This is a genomic window from Arthrobacter sp. P1_C12_2, assembly GCF_056406415.1.
In genome coordinates this window covers 260,752-276,730 of the sequence record NZ_JBFUAF010000001.1, presented here as the reverse complement: position 1 = coordinate 276,730, position 15,979 = coordinate 260,752, and the positions used below count along the sequence as shown (strand labels likewise).

The 15,979-nt window shown below is 67.5% G+C and carries 15 protein-coding genes; 9 read left to right on the top strand and 6 right to left on the bottom strand.

Annotated elements, in window-relative coordinates; genetic code table 11:
- Positions 1–269: 269 nt before the first annotated feature.
- Together AC1DZQ_RS01335 and AC1DZQ_RS01330 are read right to left on the bottom strand one after the other, a co-directional pair.
- Positions 270–971, bottom strand: coding sequence for an SCO1664 family protein (locus tag AC1DZQ_RS01335; RefSeq protein WP_476962028.1), 702 nt, complete (start codon positions 969–971; stop codon positions 270–272).
- A gap of 42 nt (positions 972–1,013) precedes the next feature.
- A complete protein-coding gene (locus tag AC1DZQ_RS01330; RefSeq protein WP_476961779.1) occupies positions 1,014–1,691 on the bottom strand; it encodes an MSMEG_4193 family putative phosphomutase in 678 nt (225 codons plus the stop codon).
- Between the two features lie 93 nt (positions 1,692–1,784).
- Here AC1DZQ_RS01330 and AC1DZQ_RS01325 point away from each other — a divergent pair, with 93 nt between their 5' ends.
- The 3 genes from AC1DZQ_RS01325 to AC1DZQ_RS01315 are packed head-to-tail and all read left to right on the top strand — an operon-like array spanning position 1,785 to position 6,692.
- A complete protein-coding gene (locus AC1DZQ_RS01325) occupies positions 1,785–3,173 on the top strand; it encodes a sigma 54-interacting transcriptional regulator (protein WP_476961778.1) in 1,389 nt (462 codons plus the stop codon).
- Positions 3,174–3,198: 25 nt separating this feature from the next.
- Positions 3,199–5,202 (top strand): vWA domain-containing protein, encoded by a 2,004-nt coding sequence (locus tag AC1DZQ_RS01320; RefSeq protein WP_476961777.1) that lies wholly within the window; start codon positions 3,199–3,201, stop codon positions 5,200–5,202.
- A 32-nt stretch (positions 5,203–5,234) separates the two neighbouring features.
- Positions 5,235–6,692 (top strand): MFS transporter, encoded by a 1,458-nt coding sequence (locus tag AC1DZQ_RS01315; protein WP_476961776.1) that lies wholly within the window; start codon positions 5,235–5,237, stop codon positions 6,690–6,692.
- Between the two features lie 39 nt (positions 6,693–6,731).
- Here AC1DZQ_RS01315 and AC1DZQ_RS01310 read toward each other — a convergent pair whose 3' ends face one another.
- Positions 6,732–7,463 (bottom strand): GntR family transcriptional regulator, encoded by a 732-nt coding sequence (locus AC1DZQ_RS01310; protein WP_476961775.1) that lies wholly within the window; start codon positions 7,461–7,463, stop codon positions 6,732–6,734.
- A gap of 147 nt (positions 7,464–7,610) precedes the next feature.
- Between AC1DZQ_RS01310 and AC1DZQ_RS01305 the strand changes: the two genes are divergently transcribed.
- From AC1DZQ_RS01305 to eda, 6 genes are all read left to right on the top strand, one after another.
- Positions 7,611–8,993, top strand: coding sequence for an MFS transporter (locus tag AC1DZQ_RS01305; protein ID WP_476961774.1), 1,383 nt, complete (start codon positions 7,611–7,613; stop codon positions 8,991–8,993).
- Positions 8,990–10,015, top strand: coding sequence for an L-idonate 5-dehydrogenase (locus AC1DZQ_RS01300; RefSeq protein ID WP_476961773.1), 1,026 nt, complete (start codon positions 8,990–8,992; stop codon positions 10,013–10,015). The genes AC1DZQ_RS01305 and AC1DZQ_RS01300 overlap by 4 nt, the downstream gene beginning before the upstream one ends.
- Positions 10,016–10,077: 62 nt before the next feature.
- The gene (gene manD, locus AC1DZQ_RS01295) at positions 10,078–11,289 is read left to right on the top strand and encodes a D-mannonate dehydratase ManD (protein ID WP_476961772.1); all 1,212 of its coding nucleotides are present in this window, start codon (positions 10,078–10,080) and stop codon (positions 11,287–11,289) included.
- A gap of 62 nt (positions 11,290–11,351) precedes the next feature.
- Positions 11,352–12,290: a PfkB family carbohydrate kinase gene (locus AC1DZQ_RS01290; protein ID WP_476962027.1), complete on the top strand. Its 939-nt coding sequence runs from the start codon at positions 11,352–11,354 to the stop codon at positions 12,288–12,290.
- A 41-nt stretch (positions 12,291–12,331) separates the two neighbouring features.
- On the top strand, positions 12,332–13,747 hold the full coding sequence (locus AC1DZQ_RS01285; RefSeq protein ID WP_476961771.1) for a mannitol dehydrogenase family protein: 1,416 nt from the start codon (positions 12,332–12,334) through the stop codon (positions 13,745–13,747).
- Positions 13,740–14,369, top strand: coding sequence for a bifunctional 4-hydroxy-2-oxoglutarate aldolase/2-dehydro-3-deoxy-phosphogluconate aldolase (eda, locus tag AC1DZQ_RS01280; protein WP_476961770.1), 630 nt, complete (start codon positions 13,740–13,742; stop codon positions 14,367–14,369). Before AC1DZQ_RS01285 ends, eda begins: the two co-directional genes overlap by 8 nt.
- Before the next feature lie 144 nt (positions 14,370–14,513).
- Here the strand turns inward: eda and AC1DZQ_RS01275 are convergent, their stop codons facing one another.
- The 3 genes from AC1DZQ_RS01275 to AC1DZQ_RS01265 are packed head-to-tail and all read right to left on the bottom strand — an operon-like array spanning position 14,514 to position 15,932.
- Positions 14,514–15,098, bottom strand: a complete 585-nt coding sequence (locus AC1DZQ_RS01275) for a hypothetical protein (RefSeq protein WP_476961769.1) — start codon at positions 15,096–15,098, stop codon at positions 14,514–14,516.
- A gap of 20 nt (positions 15,099–15,118) precedes the next feature.
- The gene (locus tag AC1DZQ_RS01270; protein ID WP_476961768.1) at positions 15,119–15,514 is read right to left on the bottom strand and encodes a PEP-utilizing enzyme; all 396 of its coding nucleotides are present in this window, start codon (positions 15,512–15,514) and stop codon (positions 15,119–15,121) included.
- A 1-nt stretch (position 15,515) separates the two neighbouring features.
- Positions 15,516–15,932 carry a hypothetical protein gene (locus AC1DZQ_RS01265; protein ID WP_476961767.1) on the bottom strand — a complete coding sequence of 139 codons (417 nt, stop codon included), beginning with the start codon at positions 15,930–15,932 and terminating at the stop codon, positions 15,516–15,518.
- Positions 15,933–15,979 lie beyond the last annotated feature (47 nt).

Genomic DNA, 15,979 nt, shown 5'->3' with positions numbered 1-15,979 from the left:
GACACCGCCGTATGAATCCCGTAGGCAATGAGTGTCACGTCGGTGAGCTTCGCATTGGTGCCAGTGCGGGGGTTCTCCTGCCAGCGGCGGGCTGCTTCAACCACCGCAGTCGGGGTGGGCCGACGCCAAATTCCTACTGGACGGCCAACGAGTCAACGCGCAAGATCTGTGAGACATCCGAAGACCCGGGTCTTTGCGGGTCCTGCGAGACGGGAAGGCAGCCAGTGGGGGCCGCACCAAAGCAAGCGGACACCCGAACGAGCGGGCTCCTACACGAGCGGCCACGGGTAGCGCATGCCGGTGCGGTCAACCGGCAGCACCCGTGCGCGCAGCAAGCGCTGCACGCGGTGCTGCAGGGCGGTGACCTCGTCGTCGTCGAGGAGCTCGGCCACCTCGGCAGGCGCGGCCTCTGCGAGCGGAGCGATGTCCTCGAGTAGGGCATCGGGGATGGGATCACCCGCGAAATCCCAGATCACGGTGCGCAGCTTGAAAGACGCCGAGAAGCACAGCCCGTGGTCGATGCCCCACACCCGTCCATCGTCGCCGCGCAGCACGTGCCCGCTTTTGCGGTCGGTGTTGTTGGCGACGTAGTCGAACAGGGCGATCTGCGCCAGATCGCGATGGGTCTCGGGTGCGTCAGCGTACAGAGTGAAGTAATGCTCCTGGAAGTCGCACTCGATGAACCATTGCAGCGATCCGATCCCCAAGGGCGCTTCCTCGCGAATCACGGTGATCGGCACGAGTCCCCACTTCAGGGACTCGCTGAGCAGATAGGCGGCGCGTTCCCGCCGGTAGAGCCCGGGCTCGAAATCGGACAGCGGCCTTTCCCCGGCCTCCGGCTTGTAGACCGCATACGCGGCGTCGTCCGCGCAGGAGACCTGGACAAGGAACGTCTCGTTGCTGCTGCGCGGGATGCGTCCGAGCAGTTCGACGCTGCCCTCGGCGAGCAGGGTCAGCTCCCGGTCGGACACCGGCTGCCCCGTTTCACCGTCTGTCCCACCGTACGTACCCACTCACGGCGCCCTTAGCCCGCTGAGAGGCTCCGACGTCGAATTCACCATGAGCACGGCGGGTGCCTGGCCTTCCACAAACGAGATGGCCGACACCGAGCCCGGGCTGATGACAATGCGCTGGAACAGGTCCAGATGCGTGCCCAGGGCGTGGGCGACGGCAGCCTTGATCGGATCGGCGTGGGAGAAGCATACGAGGACGCCCCCGGTGTGGGCTGCCCGCAGTGCCTCCAGCGCTCCGACGATCCTCGCCTGCATTTCCGTGAAGCTCTCGCCGTTCGGGAAGCGGAAGGCGGACGGGCTGTGTTGGACGGTCTGCCACTCCGGCAACGCCGCCAGATCGGCGATCGCAGCGCCGGTCCACTCGCCGAAATCGCACTCCAGCAGGCCGTCGTCGTGGTTCACTTCCAGTCCCGTGCGGGCCGCCGTCGGCTCCGCCGTCTCACAGGCTCGCTCCAGCGGCGAGGAGTAGAGGGCATCAACGGACAAGCCCGCAAGCCGTTCCGCGATCCGTTCAGCCTGGGCCCGGCCCCGGTCGGAAAGATGCAGCCCCGGGGCCCGTCCCGGCAGCACCATGCCCGTGGTCGGCGTCTCCCCGTGGCGCACCAGAAGCAGGAGCGTGCCCTGCCGCTCGGGTGAGGTCGCGGGTGCCTGCGGTGCCGGCGATGTTGCTGGAGTCATCAGCAACCAGCCTAAGACGCGCTGCAGCCCCAGTGCGCAGGAATCTGAAAGAATCCCTCGATTCCCCGCACAGTCGGGGACTACCGTAGAGGAGTGAGTGATCGCCCCGATATCTTCACTGTTGGTGAACTGCGTGCCTCCGGCCACGTGCACAAGGACCTGCGCCGCGAAATCCGCGACAACCTGCTCGCCGCGCTCGCCGCCGGCCGCGACCCCTGGCCCGGGATGTACGGGTTCAGCCGAACCGTCCTGCCCCAGCTCGAGCGGGCTCTGCTCGCCGGTCACGACGTCGTGCTGCTCGGCGAACGGGGACAGGGCAAGACCCGGCTCCTGCGCACCCTGGCCGGGCTGCTGGACGAGTGGTCGCCCGTGATCGAGGAATCGGAACTCAACGAACACCCCTACGAGCCCATCACCGAGCACTCCCGCGCCCTCGCCCTCACCGAGGGGGACCGGCTGCGGGTGGCGTGGCGGCACCGCTCGGAACGGTACGTCGAAAAGCTCGCGACGCCGGACACCTCCGTCGCCGACCTGATCGGCGACGTCGACCCGATGCGCGTGGCCGAAGGCCGCCGTCTCGGGGACCCGGAAACCATCCACTACGGACTGGTCCCGCGCTCCAACCGCGGCATCATCGCCATCAACGAGCTGCCCGACCTCGCCGAGCGGATCCAGGTCTCCATGCTCAACGTGATGGAGGAACGCGATATCCAGATCCGCGGCTACGTGCTGCGGCTGCCGCTCGACGTCCTGGTGGTCGCGTCTGCCAACCCGGAGGACTACACGAACCGCGGCCGGATCATCACACCGCTGCGGGACCGCTTCGGTGCCGAGATCCGCACCCACTACCCGATAGAGCTCGACGACGAGGTCGCCGTCATCCGGCAGGAGGGGCAGCTGGTGGCCGGCGTACCGCCCGTCATCCTCGAGATCCTGGCCCGCTACACGCGGGCGCTGCGGCAGTCTCCGGCGATCAACCAGACCTCCGGGGTGTCCGCGCGGTTCGCCATCGCGGGTGCCGAAACTGTTGCCGCGGCGGCCTTGCGCCGGGCCAGCGTGCGCGGAGAGGACGAGGCCGTCGCCCGGATCATTGACCTGGACGCCGCCGTGGACGTCCTCGGCGGGAAGATCGAGTTCGAATCCGGTGAGGAAGGGCGTGAACAGGAAATCCTGGACCATCTCCTGCGCATGGCCACCGCGGAAGCCGTGCGGGCGCACTTCCACGGCCTCGACATGGGTCCGCTGGTGGCTGCGCTCGACGGCCACGCCACGGTGACCACCGGGGAGCTGGTCACGGCGCGGGAGTTCCTCCAAAACCTCCCGTCCCTCAACGGATCCAGCCTCTACGACGACATCTGTGAGCGCCTGGGTGCGACAAACGACGGGCAGCGCGCCGCCGCCGTCGAACTTGCACTGGAAGGTCTCTACCTCGCCCGCCGGATCTCCAAGGAGTCCGACGACGAAGAGACGATCTACGGCTAGGTAGCTCTAGGGCTAAGGAGGCCTTATGAAGGCTCATAACCGGTCCAGGTACGGCCGGTACACGGGAGGACCGGATCCGCTCGCCCCGCCGGTGGACCTGGCGGAGGCGCTGGACGCCGTCGCCGAGGACGTCATGGCCGGCTACTCGCCCCGGCACGCCCTCCAGGAGTTCCTGCGGCGCGGCGGCCGGAACCGGGAAGGGCTCGACGACCTCGCCGGCCGCGTCCAGCAGCGGCGCAGTGAGCTGCTGGGCCGGCACAACCTGGACGGCACTCTCAGCGAAGTCCAGAAGCTGCTCGAGACCGCCGTGCTGGAGGAGCGCAAGCAACTCGCCCGCGACGCCATGATGGACAACACGGACCGCGCCTTCCGGGAGATGCAGCTGCAGAACCTGCCGCGCTCCACGGCCGCAGCGGTCAACGAACTCGCCTCCTATGACTGGCAGTCCAGCACCGCCCGGGAGGCCTACGAGCGGATCAAGGACCTGCTCGGCCGCGAAATCCTGGACCAGCGGTTCGCCGGAATGAAGGAGGCACTCGAGGGCGCCACCGATGAGGACCGCGCCGCCGTCAGCGAAATGCTGCAAGACCTCAACGAGCTCCTCGGCAAACACCGCCGCGGCGAGGACACCGACGCGGACTTCCAGGAATTCATGGCCAAGCACGGCCAGTTCTTCCCGGAGAACCCGCAGTCGGTCGAGGAGCTGGTGGACGCGCTCGCCCAGCGCGCGGCCGCCGCCCAGCGGCTCCTGCAGTCCATGTCCGCCGAGCAGCGCGAGGAGCTGATGCGGCTCTCCGCCCAGGCGTTCGGCTCGCCGGAGCTTATGGCACAGCTGGGCCAACTCGATTCCAACCTGCAGGCTTTGCGCCCCGGCGAGGACTGGACCGGCTCCGAACGCTTCGAGGGCGAGGAGGGACTCGGGCTCGGCGACGGCACCGGCGTGCTCCAGGACATCGCCGAACTGGACGAGCTGGCCGAACAGCTCTCTCAGGCCTACAGCGGGTCACGTCTTGATGACCTGGATCTGGACGCCCTCGCCCGCCAGCTCGGACAAAATGCCGCCGTGTCGGGCCGCACCCTCGCGGAGATCGAGCGGGCCATGCAGGACGGCGGCTACCTCCAGCGCGGCGCCGACGGCGATCTGCGGCTGTCCCCGCAGGCCATGCGGCGGCTCGGCAGGTCGCTGTTGCGGGACACCGCCAAGCAACTCTCCGGCCGGCAGGGGCGCCGGGACACGCGCGTTGCCGGGGCCGCCGGGGAGCAGACCGGCTCCAGCCGCCAGTGGGAGTTCGGGGACGCCGAACCGTGGGACGTCACCCGAACCATGACCAACGCGATCCGCCGCACGATTGCCGACGGCGGTGATCCGGGCCGTGGGCTGCGCCTCGCCGTGGGCGACATCGAGGTGACGGAGACGGAGGCGCGCACGCAGGCCGCCGTCGTCCTGCTCGCGGACGTGTCCTTCTCGATGGCCGCCGAGGGACGCTGGGTGCCGATGAAACGCACCGCCCTCGCCTTGCACCACCTCGTCACAACTCGGTTCCGCGGGGACCGGCTGCAGCTGATCACGTTCGGCCGCTACGCGCAGACCATGGATATTGGCGAGCTCACGGCCCTGCCGGCCCTGCGGGAGCAGGGAACCAACCTGCATCACGGGTTGCTGCTGGCCGGCCGGTTCTTCCGCCAGCACCCGTCGATGCAGCCCGTCCTCCTCGTGGTGACCGACGGCGAACCCACCGCGCACCTGCTGGCCGACGGCGAGTCGTGGTTCTGCTGGCCGCCGGACCCGGAGACCATCCGCGTCACCGTCGCCGAGCTGGACCGCCTTGCCCGGGCAGGCACGCAGGCCACGTTCTTCCGGCTCGGCGACGACCCGTCCCTGGAACGGTTCGTCCAGCGGATGGCCCGCCGCATCGACGGCCGGGTGGTGGCGCCCGAGGCCGGGGACCTGGGCGCGGCCGTGGTGGGGGAGTACCTCCGCGCTCACTTCCGCGGACGCCCCTACGACGACGCCGACTGGGCTCAGTAGACAATGCTCAATAGACGACCGCACCGGGAGTGATGCACGTGACGACGACGCCTGCCGAGGGAGTCGGGTTCCGCTCCAAACGCGGACCCGTCCTCATTGCCCTGATGCTCTCCACGGGCCTGGTGGCGATCGACGCGACCGTGGTGGCGACAGCCGTGCCCGCGATCGTGCATGACATTGGCGGGTTCACGTCGTTCCCCTGGCTGTTCTCCGCCTACCTGCTGGCGCAGGCCGTGTCCGTCCCTGTCTACGCGAAACTCTCCGACACCATCGGCCGCAAGCCGATCATGCTGATCGGAATCGGCCTGTTCCTGCTCGGCTCGATCCTGTGCGGAGTCGCCTGGAGCATGCCGGTCCTCATCGCCTTCCGCGTGGTGCAGGGCCTGGGCGCCGGCGCGGTCCAGCCGATGGCCATCACCATCGCCGGCGATATCTACACCCTGGCCGAGCGGGCAAAGGTGCAGGGCTACCTGGCGAGCGTGTGGGCCATCTCCTCGGTGGTGGGCCCGACGCTCGGCGGAGTGTTTGCCACGCTCGGCATCTGGCGCGGCATTTTCCTCGTGAACATCCCGCTGTGCCTGGTAGCCGGGTGGATGCTGGTCCGGCAGTTCCACGAGAACATCGAGCCCGTGAAGCACCGGGTCGACTATCTGGGCTCGGGGCTGCTCACGGTCTCGCTCACGCTGCTTATTCTCGGGGCCCTCGAGGGCGGCCAGGCGTGGGCCTGGGACTCCGCCATCAGCGACGCAGTGTTCGCCGGCGGTGCCCTCTTGCTCGTCGCGTTTATCCTCGTCGAACGGAGGGCGGCGGAGCCGGTCCTGCCTTCGTGGGTAGTGTCCCGGCGGCTGCTGGCGACGACGGCGATGGTCGCTTTCGGCGTGGGTGCGGTCATGCTGGGCATCACTTCGTACGTTCCCACGTTCCTCGTGGGAGCCCTCTCGACCTCCCCGATCGTGGCCGGGCTCGCCCTGGCGGCGCTGACCATCGGCTGGCCGATCAGTGCGTCCCAGTCGGGGCGCCTGTATCTGCGCATCGGGTTCCGGAACACTGCCCTGATCGGCATCACTGTCACCGTCATCGGCACGGGAGTCCTGGCCCTCACCGCCTCCGTCCCCAACGTTGCGCTGGTCGCAGTCAGCTGCTTCATCGTCGGGCTCGGACTCGGGCTGGTCGCGACCCCCACCCTCATCGCCGCCCAGACGAGCGTCGAATGGAACGAGCGCGGCGTGGTCACCGGCACCAATCTTTTCGCCCGATCCATCGGCAGCTCCATCGGCGTCGCCGTTTTCGGCGCAATAGCGAACGCCGTCTATGCCGGCACCCCGCACGGCGACACGAATCCCCGGACAATCGTGGCGGCCGCCTCCGCCGTGTTCCTCGCCGTCATGATCGCCGCCGTCCTCACCGTCATCGCCGTCATCGGCATGCCCGCCACAAAACCCGTCAAGCAGGTCCAAGCCGCCGCGCGAGGGTCATCCAGCAGTGAATGATGGCGATTCCGCTCCCGGCAGAGCCCGTCGGGATGCCGGTCAGGCCAGGCGAGCCACGCTGCGCCGAGTCGGCCGACGAGTGGCTCCGTCGGAAAATAGTTGCGGAGTTGCCTGTTGGATGCGTTGAACATCCTCAAAAACGCCTCGCAGGTGCAGGCGCAATGAGCTGTCGGCGTCCGTCAGGTTGTTGGCTTCCAGGGCGTCCACTACGACGGCGTGCTGCTGGATCAGCGTCGCAATGGGCCTCGTCTCCAGCAGGCTCAGGCGTCGTGCGCGATCGAGGTGCGCTTTGGCGGAGTTGACCGCGGCCCAAGCGGATTCGTGCCCTGCAAGCCGGAGAAGCTCTCGATGGAACTCCTCGTCCAGGCGGAAGAACTCCTCCACGTCACCGGCGGCTTCAGCCTCCGTTTGGCCCTGAAGGATCGCACGAAGTCCCGCGATGCCTGCCTCATCGACCGAGAGGTCGCGCAGCGAGGCGCACTCGATGGCCTCGCGGACAAACTGCGCTTCTGAGACCCGCCCGAGGTCCACGAGCGAGACGAAGGAACCGATCTGCGGGTAGACCTGGACCAGCCCCTCTTCCCTGAGCAGGATCAGGCTTTCCCGCACCGGCGTGCGGCTGACCCCCAGTTCCTGCGCGAGCTCGTTCTCCGAGAGCGGTTCACCCGGAGGCAGCTGCAGGGAGATGATGCGCCGTCGAAGCGTCTCCAAGGTCTGGTCACGCACGGACAGCCGCGGCGACTGTCCCTTGCTGTGTTTGTCGGATGCCATGCCCTCAGTCTATTCCCTTGACACACTAGAATGGTAGTGCTTGTATGGTAGTAGTTAGCGAGGTGCCGCCGGTCACATTGAGAGAACGCCGGCCTTCTTCCGTTCGACTCTCCCCTTCGTTTTTCATCGCCTGCAAAGGAGCATCAGATGACCGAGAGCATTGCGCCGCCCACCACCTTGCCGGAGACCAAACCCACCAAGGAACTGGCTAAAGTTGCTGTTTCCGGGTGGCTGGGAACTGCCATGGAATTCATGGACTTCCAGCTGTACTCCCTGGCAGCAGCCATCGTCTTCAACAAGATCTTCTTCCCCGATGTCAGCCCGGTCGTGGGCCTCATTGCCGCCATGGCCACCTACGGTGTGGGATACGTTGCCCGTCTTGCCGGCGCCGTCTACTTCGGCCGCATGGGCGACAGGATCGGCCGCAAGAAGGTCCTCTTCATCACCATCGCCCTCATGGGTGCCTCAACAACCCTCATCGGATTTTTGCCCACGTACGCGATGATCGGCATTTGGGCTCCCATTCTGCTGGTTGTGCTGCGGTTGGCGCAGGGCTTCGGCGCTGGCGCCGAGATCGCCGGTGCCACCGTGATGCTGGCCGAGTTCGCTCCGGCCCGCCGGCGAGGCCTCATCTCCTCCCTCGTATGCCTCGGCACGAACTCCGGCACGCTCGCCGCTTCCGCGCTCTGGGCGGTCCTGGTGAGCACACTTTCCGAGGAGCAGTTGCTGAGCTGGGGCTGGCGCATTCCGTTCCTGTTCAGCTTCGTGCTGATGCTCTTCGCCGTCTGGATCCGCCGCTCCCTCAAGGAAAGCCCGGTCTTCGAACAGCGGGCTGACGTGGTGGACGGCGTGGCACTGTCCAAGAGTGAAATCGCCGCGGCAGATGAGCTCGCAAACACCAGCACCATCGAAGCTGCCATGCACCAGCGCAAGGGCAAGGCCTTCCTGATCGCTCTGGGACTGCGGTTCGGCCAGGCCGGCAACTCAGGGCTGATCCAAACCTTCCTGATCGGCTACCTCGCCACGGTCCTGCTGGTGGACAAGAGCGTGGGCACCACCGCCATCGTGTACGGCTCCCTGCTCGGATTCCTCACCATCCCCGTCATGGGCGTGCTGGGGGACCGGTTCGGCCGCAAGCCCCTGTACCTGGTGCTGAGCTCCCTCACCGCACTGTTCGCCATCCCGATGATGCTCATGGTCACCAGCGGCAATACCGCGCTCATCACCATCGCCTTGGTCATCGGGCTGAACCTCGGCGTCCTGAGCCTCTTCGCCATGGAGAGCGTCACCATGGCCGAGTTCTTCGGAGCACGCACCCGCTTCACCCAGCTCGCGCTGGCCAAGGAAATCGGTGGCATCCTGGCCACCGCCATCGGCCCGCTGCTGGCCGCCACCCTCACCGCAATCACCGGACAGTGGTGGCCGCTCGCCGCGATGCTCATTGGCTACTCCCTGATCACCCTGATCTCGGCCGCCGTGGGACCCGAGGTCCGCGGCCGGGACCTGGTCCGTCTGGAAGATGCCGTATGAAAGCCGTCGTCGTCCACGGAGCAAACGATCTCCGCATCGATGACCGTCCCGAACCCGTCGCCGGAGCCGGCGAGGTAGTCATCGACGTCGAATGGGGCGGGATCTGCGGCTCGGACCTCTCCTACTGGCGCCACGGCGCCTCCGGGACCGCGGTCCTGAAGTCGCCGCTCGTCCTCGGCCATGAAGTGGCCGGCCGGATCGCCCAGCTGGGCGCCGGTGTCCACAACCTCGAGGTCGGCCAGCCGGTCACCGTGCACCCCGCGGAACTTGTGGGAGACGGAACCATGCCGGAGCGCCTGGCGGGCCGCACCAACCTCTACCCGCGCATCAGGTACTTCGGTTCGGCGGCCTTTGACCCGCACACCGACGGCGGCTTCAGCGAGCGGAAGCTCGCCAAGGCTTCGCAGATCCGCCCGCTGCCCGACGGCGTGGACACCCTGCGCGGCGCGCTCGCCGAACCGCTCGCCGTCGCCATGCACGCCGTCAGCCGGGCAGGAACCCTCACCGGCAGAGACGTCCTGGTCAACGGCGCCGGGCCGATCGGCTCGCTGGTGGTCGCGGCGGCCAAGTACGCCGGCGCGAGGACAGTAATTGCCGTGGACATCAACGACGCATCGCTGCGGATCGCCAAGGCCATGGGAGCAGATGAAATCCTGAATGTCTCCGGCGGCGTCAGCCTTCCCGAAGACATGGAACTGGTCTTCGAAGCCACCGGAATCCCGGCAGTACTCGGAGGCGTGCTCCGGGCCACCGCCCGCGGTGGAACCCTGGTCCAGGTCGGCAACCTTCCCGGTACCCCGGCCCCGGCCGCCCTCGGCGACCTGGTGACCCGCGAGATCACCTGGATCGGTTCCTACCGGTTCGTGGACGAGATCGGCGACGCCCTCCGCGCCATGGCCGACCGCCTGGACGTCTCCCCGGTCATCACCCACAAGTTCGGCATCGACCAGGCGGAGGAAGCCATGCGCGTCTCCGCTGACCCCGCCTCCGGCAGCAGCAAGGTCATGCTCCGCCTCGGCTGAGGCCCCCCAATCCACCAAGCCCCGCACCAACTCAAGGCATTCGACATCCGAAGGACCAGCCAGTGAAGATCACCGACGCACGAGTAGTGGTTTCGTCGCCAGGACGGAATTACGTCACGCTCGTTATTGAAACCGAAGACGGCATTACCGGCGTCGGCGACGCCACACTGAACGGCCGCGAACTGGCCGTGGCGTCCTACCTGTCGGAGCACTTGTGCCCGCTGCTGATCGGCCGCGACGCCCGCCGCATCGAGGACGCCTGGCAGTACTTCTACAAGGGCGCCTACTGGCGCCGCGGGCCGGTGACCATGACCGCGATCGCCGCGATCGACGTCGCGCTCTGGGACATCAAGGGCAAGGTGGCCGGCATGCCGGTCTACGAACTCCTGGGTGGGGCAGCCCGCGAGGGCGTCATGGTCTACGGGCACGCCAGCGGCTCCACACTGGAGGACCTCAGCGCCGACTTCCAGCACCACCTGGACCTCGGTTACAAGGCCATCCGGGCGCAGGCTGCCGTGCCGGGACTGGAAAAGACCTACGGGATCGCGCCCGTGGACGGCAAGACCTACGAGCCGGCCAGCGGCAACGTCCCGCAGGAAGACATGTGGGAGACCACCTCATACCTGGACTTCGCGCCCAAGATGATGGCGCACGTGCGCGAGCAGTTCGGCTACGGAGTGCACGTCCTGCACGACGTGCACCACCGGCTGACGCCGATCGAGGCCGGCCGCCTGGGCGCCTCACTGGAGCAATACCGTCCATTCTGGATCGAGGATCCGACGCCTGCCGAGGACCAGTCTGCATTCCGCCTAATCCGCCAGCACACCACCACGCCCATCGCCGTGGGCGAGGTGTTCAACTCGATTTGGGACTGCCAGCAGCTGATCACCGAACGCCTGATCGACTATATCCGCACGTCCGTTTCGCACGCGGGCGGCATCACGCACCTGCGCCGCATCTTCTCGCTCGCGGACCTGTACGGGGTCCGGTCCGGCTCGCACGGCGCCGGGGATCTCTCCCCGGTTTCCTTCGCCGCGGCCCTGCATGTGGACATGAGCATTCCGAACTTCGGCGTCCAGGAGTACATGGGCCACCGGGATCCGGCCGGTGAGGTCTTCAAGACGTCCTACACCTTCACTGACGGCTACATGCACCCCGGCGACGCCCCCGGCATCGGCGTCGAGTTCAATGAGGAAGCGGCCACGGCCTTCCCGTTCGAACCGAAGTACCTGCCCATCAACCGCCGGCTCGACGGGTCGGTGCACGACTGGTGAGCGCCTCAACATACGAATCGAACGTTTCCACGCAGCAGAACCGGCCCTTCGACGTAGTGGTGATGGGGGAGATCCTCGTAGAGGTGGCAACCGACGTCGCATTCGGCCACGGCGTGCCGGCGCAGCTGGGCATCTCCGGTGACGCGCTGAACGTCGCAGCTGCCGCAGCCGCGGCCGGAGCCCGCACGGGGCTGCTGGCAGTGCTGACCGACGACGACCTCGGCCAGGCGATCGCCGCCAGGATCCGCGAACTCGGCATTTCGGATGAGCTGCTCAAGTTCAGGACCGGCCAGCAGGGCGTTTACCTGGTGCACTCCGACCCGAAAGGCCAGCGCGAGTTCTCCTACGCCCGCAAGGACAGCGTCGGCTCCACGTTATCCCCGGAGGACGTCAACCCCGCGGTCTTTTCCACGGCGAAGGCGGTGATCGCCGGCGGAATTGCCTGCGCGATCTCGGCCACGTCGCGGGCCGCCGTCCTCAAGGCATCCGCGCTGTCCCGCCGCTTCGTCTTCGACCCCAACTTCCGGCCCCGGCTCACCTCGGTGGAGGAAGCGGCTGCCCTGCTCGCCGAGCTGGCGCCGCGGACCTTCCTGATCACCCCCTCCTTTCCGGGCGAAACATCCGCCTTGTTGGACTGCACCACACCAAAGGAGGCGGCGGCGAAGCTCCGCAGCCTGGGCGCCGCGAACGTGGCCGTGACCTGCGGCGCGGATGGAATCCAGCTGGACGGCAAACTGCTGACCGTTGACCACCAGTGCTCCTGGGTTGATGCGATTCCGGCGCCGTCGGTCGTGGACCAGACGGGTGCCGGCGATGCCTTCGTGGGCACGCTGACCGCCCGGATAGTGCTGGGCGACAGCCTTGCTGCGGCCGCCCGATACGGGGCCGCGGCCGCATCGCTTGTGGTTGGCGGCAAGGGCGGGACCGGCCTGATCCCCACCTTTGAACAGACAAGCGCTCACGCCCTGCGGGCCGAAGGAGAGCTGTCATCACACGCCTAAGCTCTGCGTCGCTGGCTGCCGGTGGAAGCCAGCAGGCCCTCTTGCAGCGGGACAAACTGCAGCCCGGGATCGTCCATCTTGGCCTGGGCGCCTTCGCCCGCGCCCACACGGCCGTGTTCACCGAAAACGCGATGCTGGCCTCCGGCGATTTCGGGTGGGGGATCACCGGAGTCACCCAGCGCTCCGACACTGTGGCACTCCAACTGACGCCGCAGGACGGGCTCTTCACCGTGACCGAGCGGGGGGACGGTGCCGCGCCGCTGCGCGTGGTGTCCAGCATCGTGGAGGCCATCTCCGGGCGGGATAACCCCGGAACCGTGGTGGACCGGATCGCCAACCCTGCGACGTCGGTTGTCACGCTCACCATCACCGAGAAGGGCTACCGGATCGATCCCCACACGGGAACCCTCAACACCGGAGACGACCAGGTCAGGGCCGACCTCGCGGGACAGCCTCCGCAGACGGCCATCGGACAGATCGCCCGCGGGCTCCAGCAGCGCGCCCGCACCGACGCCGGACCCCTCACCGTGGTCTCGTGCGACAACCTGCCCGGCAACGGGGAGCTCACCCGGACCCTCGTGCATGCCTTCGCCGCCGCGCTCCCGGCAGTCGAGGCGGAGCCGCTGCTGTCCTGGCTGGAAGAGAATGTCACGTTCCCCAACACCATGGTGGACCGGATGGTGCCGGCCACCACGGCCGGTGACCTGGATGCCGTCGAACGCGAACTGGGCCTCCGGGACGAGGCCGCCGTGGTGGCCGAACCCTTCCTGCAGTGGGTGATCGAGGACAACTTCGCTTCCCGCCGCCCGCGCTGGGAGGACGCCGGCGCGCTTTTCAGCTCCGACGTTGCCGCCTGGGAAGACGCCAAGCTGCGCCTGCTCAACGCCAGCCATTCCATGCTGGCCTACCTGGGGCTGGCAACAGGAAAGACCACCATCAGCGACGCCGTGGGGGAGCAGGCCTTCCGCACCGCCTGCAGCCGCATGATGGCTGAGGACGCCCTGCCCACGATCACGCTTCCAGCCGGACTGGACGGCGCAGCGTACTGCGCGCAAGTACTCACCCGTTTCGCGAATCCCGCGCTAGGCCACACCACGGCCAAGGTGGGAAGCGATGGTTCCCAAAAGATCGGACCGAGGCTGTTAACCACGGTCCGCGGCAGCTTGAACGCCGGGCGCGAGCCCCGCTGGGCCGCCCTTGCCGTAGCTGCCTGGATGCACCACGTGGCCTCCACCCCGACCGCGGAACTCAACGACCCGCTCGCTTCGGAGCTCCACGCAGCACTGCCAGCCAAGCGCACAGCGGCAACTGTGGTCCCCGCGCTGCTTGGCTGCCGCAGCGTCTTCGACGGCGGACTCGCGACACACCAGGGGTTCGCCGACCTCCTCATCCACTGGTACCGCATTATCGACACCCACGGGCTGGACGGCCTGGGAAATGAGATCAACCATGGCTGATGCCGCCAGCATCCTGCACGTTTCACCCGTCATCCCGGTAGTGACCATCGATGACCCACGGCACGCTGTTCCCATTGCCCGGGCGCTGGCAGACGGCGGTGTCCGCATCATCGAACTCACCCTCCGGACAGAGAGCGCCCTCATGTCGCTCAAACGTATTGCAGACGAGGTGCCTGACATTTTGGTTGGTGCCGGTACCGTCCTGACCCCGGCGCAGGCTGACGCCGCCATCCACGCCGGAGCCCAGTTCCTGGTCAGCCCGGGCATCACCAAAACCCTGCTGGACCACCTCTTGACCACGGGAGTGCCGTTCTTGCCCGGCGTTGCCACAATAGGTGAAGTGATGGGCGTCCTCGAGCGCGGCTTGACGGCCATGAAGTTCTTCCCTGCTGGACCCGCCGGTGGCCCCGACTACCTCGCCGCCGTCGGGGCGCCCATCCCGCAGGTGCAGTTCTGCCCAACAGGCGGCATCAGCCTCGACTCAGCACCCGGATACCTCGCCTTGCCGAACGTCTCCTGCGTCGGCGGCAGCTGGCTCACTTCAAAGACAGCCGTGGAAAACAACGATTGGGAGCAGATCACCAAGCTGGCACGGGAAGCCTCTGGACTCAGCCTGGAATAGGCGGACCACCGGAGCCGGGCCGGCCACGGATGCACCTGACGAGACTCAGGCGAACCCATCAATCCACCCTTCTGAGCCGTGGCTTGATGTACCAGCCAAACTCCGACGACGGGACCCCGGGTCCGGACCTGCAGAGCCCGTTGTTCATCGCCGGATGCCGAGGGTGGCGATGAGATCTTCGTGCAGCTCGAACCAGATGCGGTGGAAGGAGTCGCGGTCTGTGGCGGTGAGCCACGCGGGCTCTGTGGCTGCGTTTGCCACTGCCTGCTCGAGGCGTTTCGCGTATCCGCTGAACCGCGGCAACACGGCGGTCAGGCGGACTTCCAGATCGCTGAGGGACGCCACCGCCTGGGTGAAGGTTTGCTGTGTCTGCTCGTCGATCCCGTCGTTGGGCTGATTTCCGTCGGAGAGCCAACGGAGTTGGAGTTTGCTGCAGGCGGCCACGACTCGTGCGTTCAGGGGTGCAAACTTCGCGTGCACGGCGGTGACTGCTGCCTGGCCGCCCGCGCTGTCCAGCTCCTCCGCCAGGAGCCGTTCGTTTTCAGTCCTGCCGGCCACGGTCAGGGACCAGCCCCCGATTCCCCCGAATGAGGAGCGCGACGCCCACCCTTTCGCGCCGGCGTCAATGAGGAGCCGTTCGACGTCGTGCGGATCCTGGCCAAACCGGGCGGCAACTGACTCAGTGTCAGCGAAGCCGAGCAGCCTCAGGGCGTGGAGGGTGAGCAGCATGGATGGCTGCTCCGGGCCCATCATGGAGCCGCCCCGGGACTTGCCGGTTTCGCGCGGACGGTTCCATGCGTTCCGTCGACCACGAGCGTCGTTCCGTTTGCGATGCGGGTCAGGGCGCCGGCTACCCCCAGGACGGCGGGGATGCCGTGCTCGCGGGCCACGATGGCGGCGTGCGAAAGCATCCCGCCCGTTTCCGTGATGACTGCTGCGGCCATCCCGAACAGCGGTGTCCAGGCGGGGTCAGTGGTGCGGCAGACCAGGATGTCGCCGGGTGTCACTGCCGAGAATTCGTCGAGGCTGTGAACGGTCCGTGCTGTCCCGCAGGCGGTGCCCGGGCTGGCGCCGATGCCGGTGAGAACGGCGCCGGAGGGATCCGTGCCTTCTGTTCCGGCCGTCGCCGGAGAGGTAAATTCCACGTCAGCCCACCACACCCGTCTCGGGTCTGCCGGATAGCCGATCAAGTCTCTGCTGCGCGGCCTGCGCCGAGCGGAGACCAAGGCTCTGGGCAATCTGAGGCCAGGTCAGACCCTCGGCCCGTGCCAGGAACAGGAGCGCGGTTTCCAGGCCATCCATCTCTGCCCGCGCGGCTGAAACAAGCGTGAGGCCGGCACGCACGTCCAGGCCGTCCACGGCCTCCCCGCGGCCGGTCCCGTTGGCCCGCCACAGGACGTGCTGAATCAGGTCACTCGCCGAAGGGGGCTGCCGCTCACCAAGCCAGGGCCGGGGCGGCAGTTCGGAAGCGCCTCTGTCCAGCAACATCCGCGTGGCCTGGCTTTGGCGCTGAGTCTCCGCTGCGTCGCCGGATCCCGGACGGGTCCCCTCGGTCTCGTTCATTCCAGACTCCATTTCCCGTCGAGTCGGCGCCCGGCGACTCAACCAGC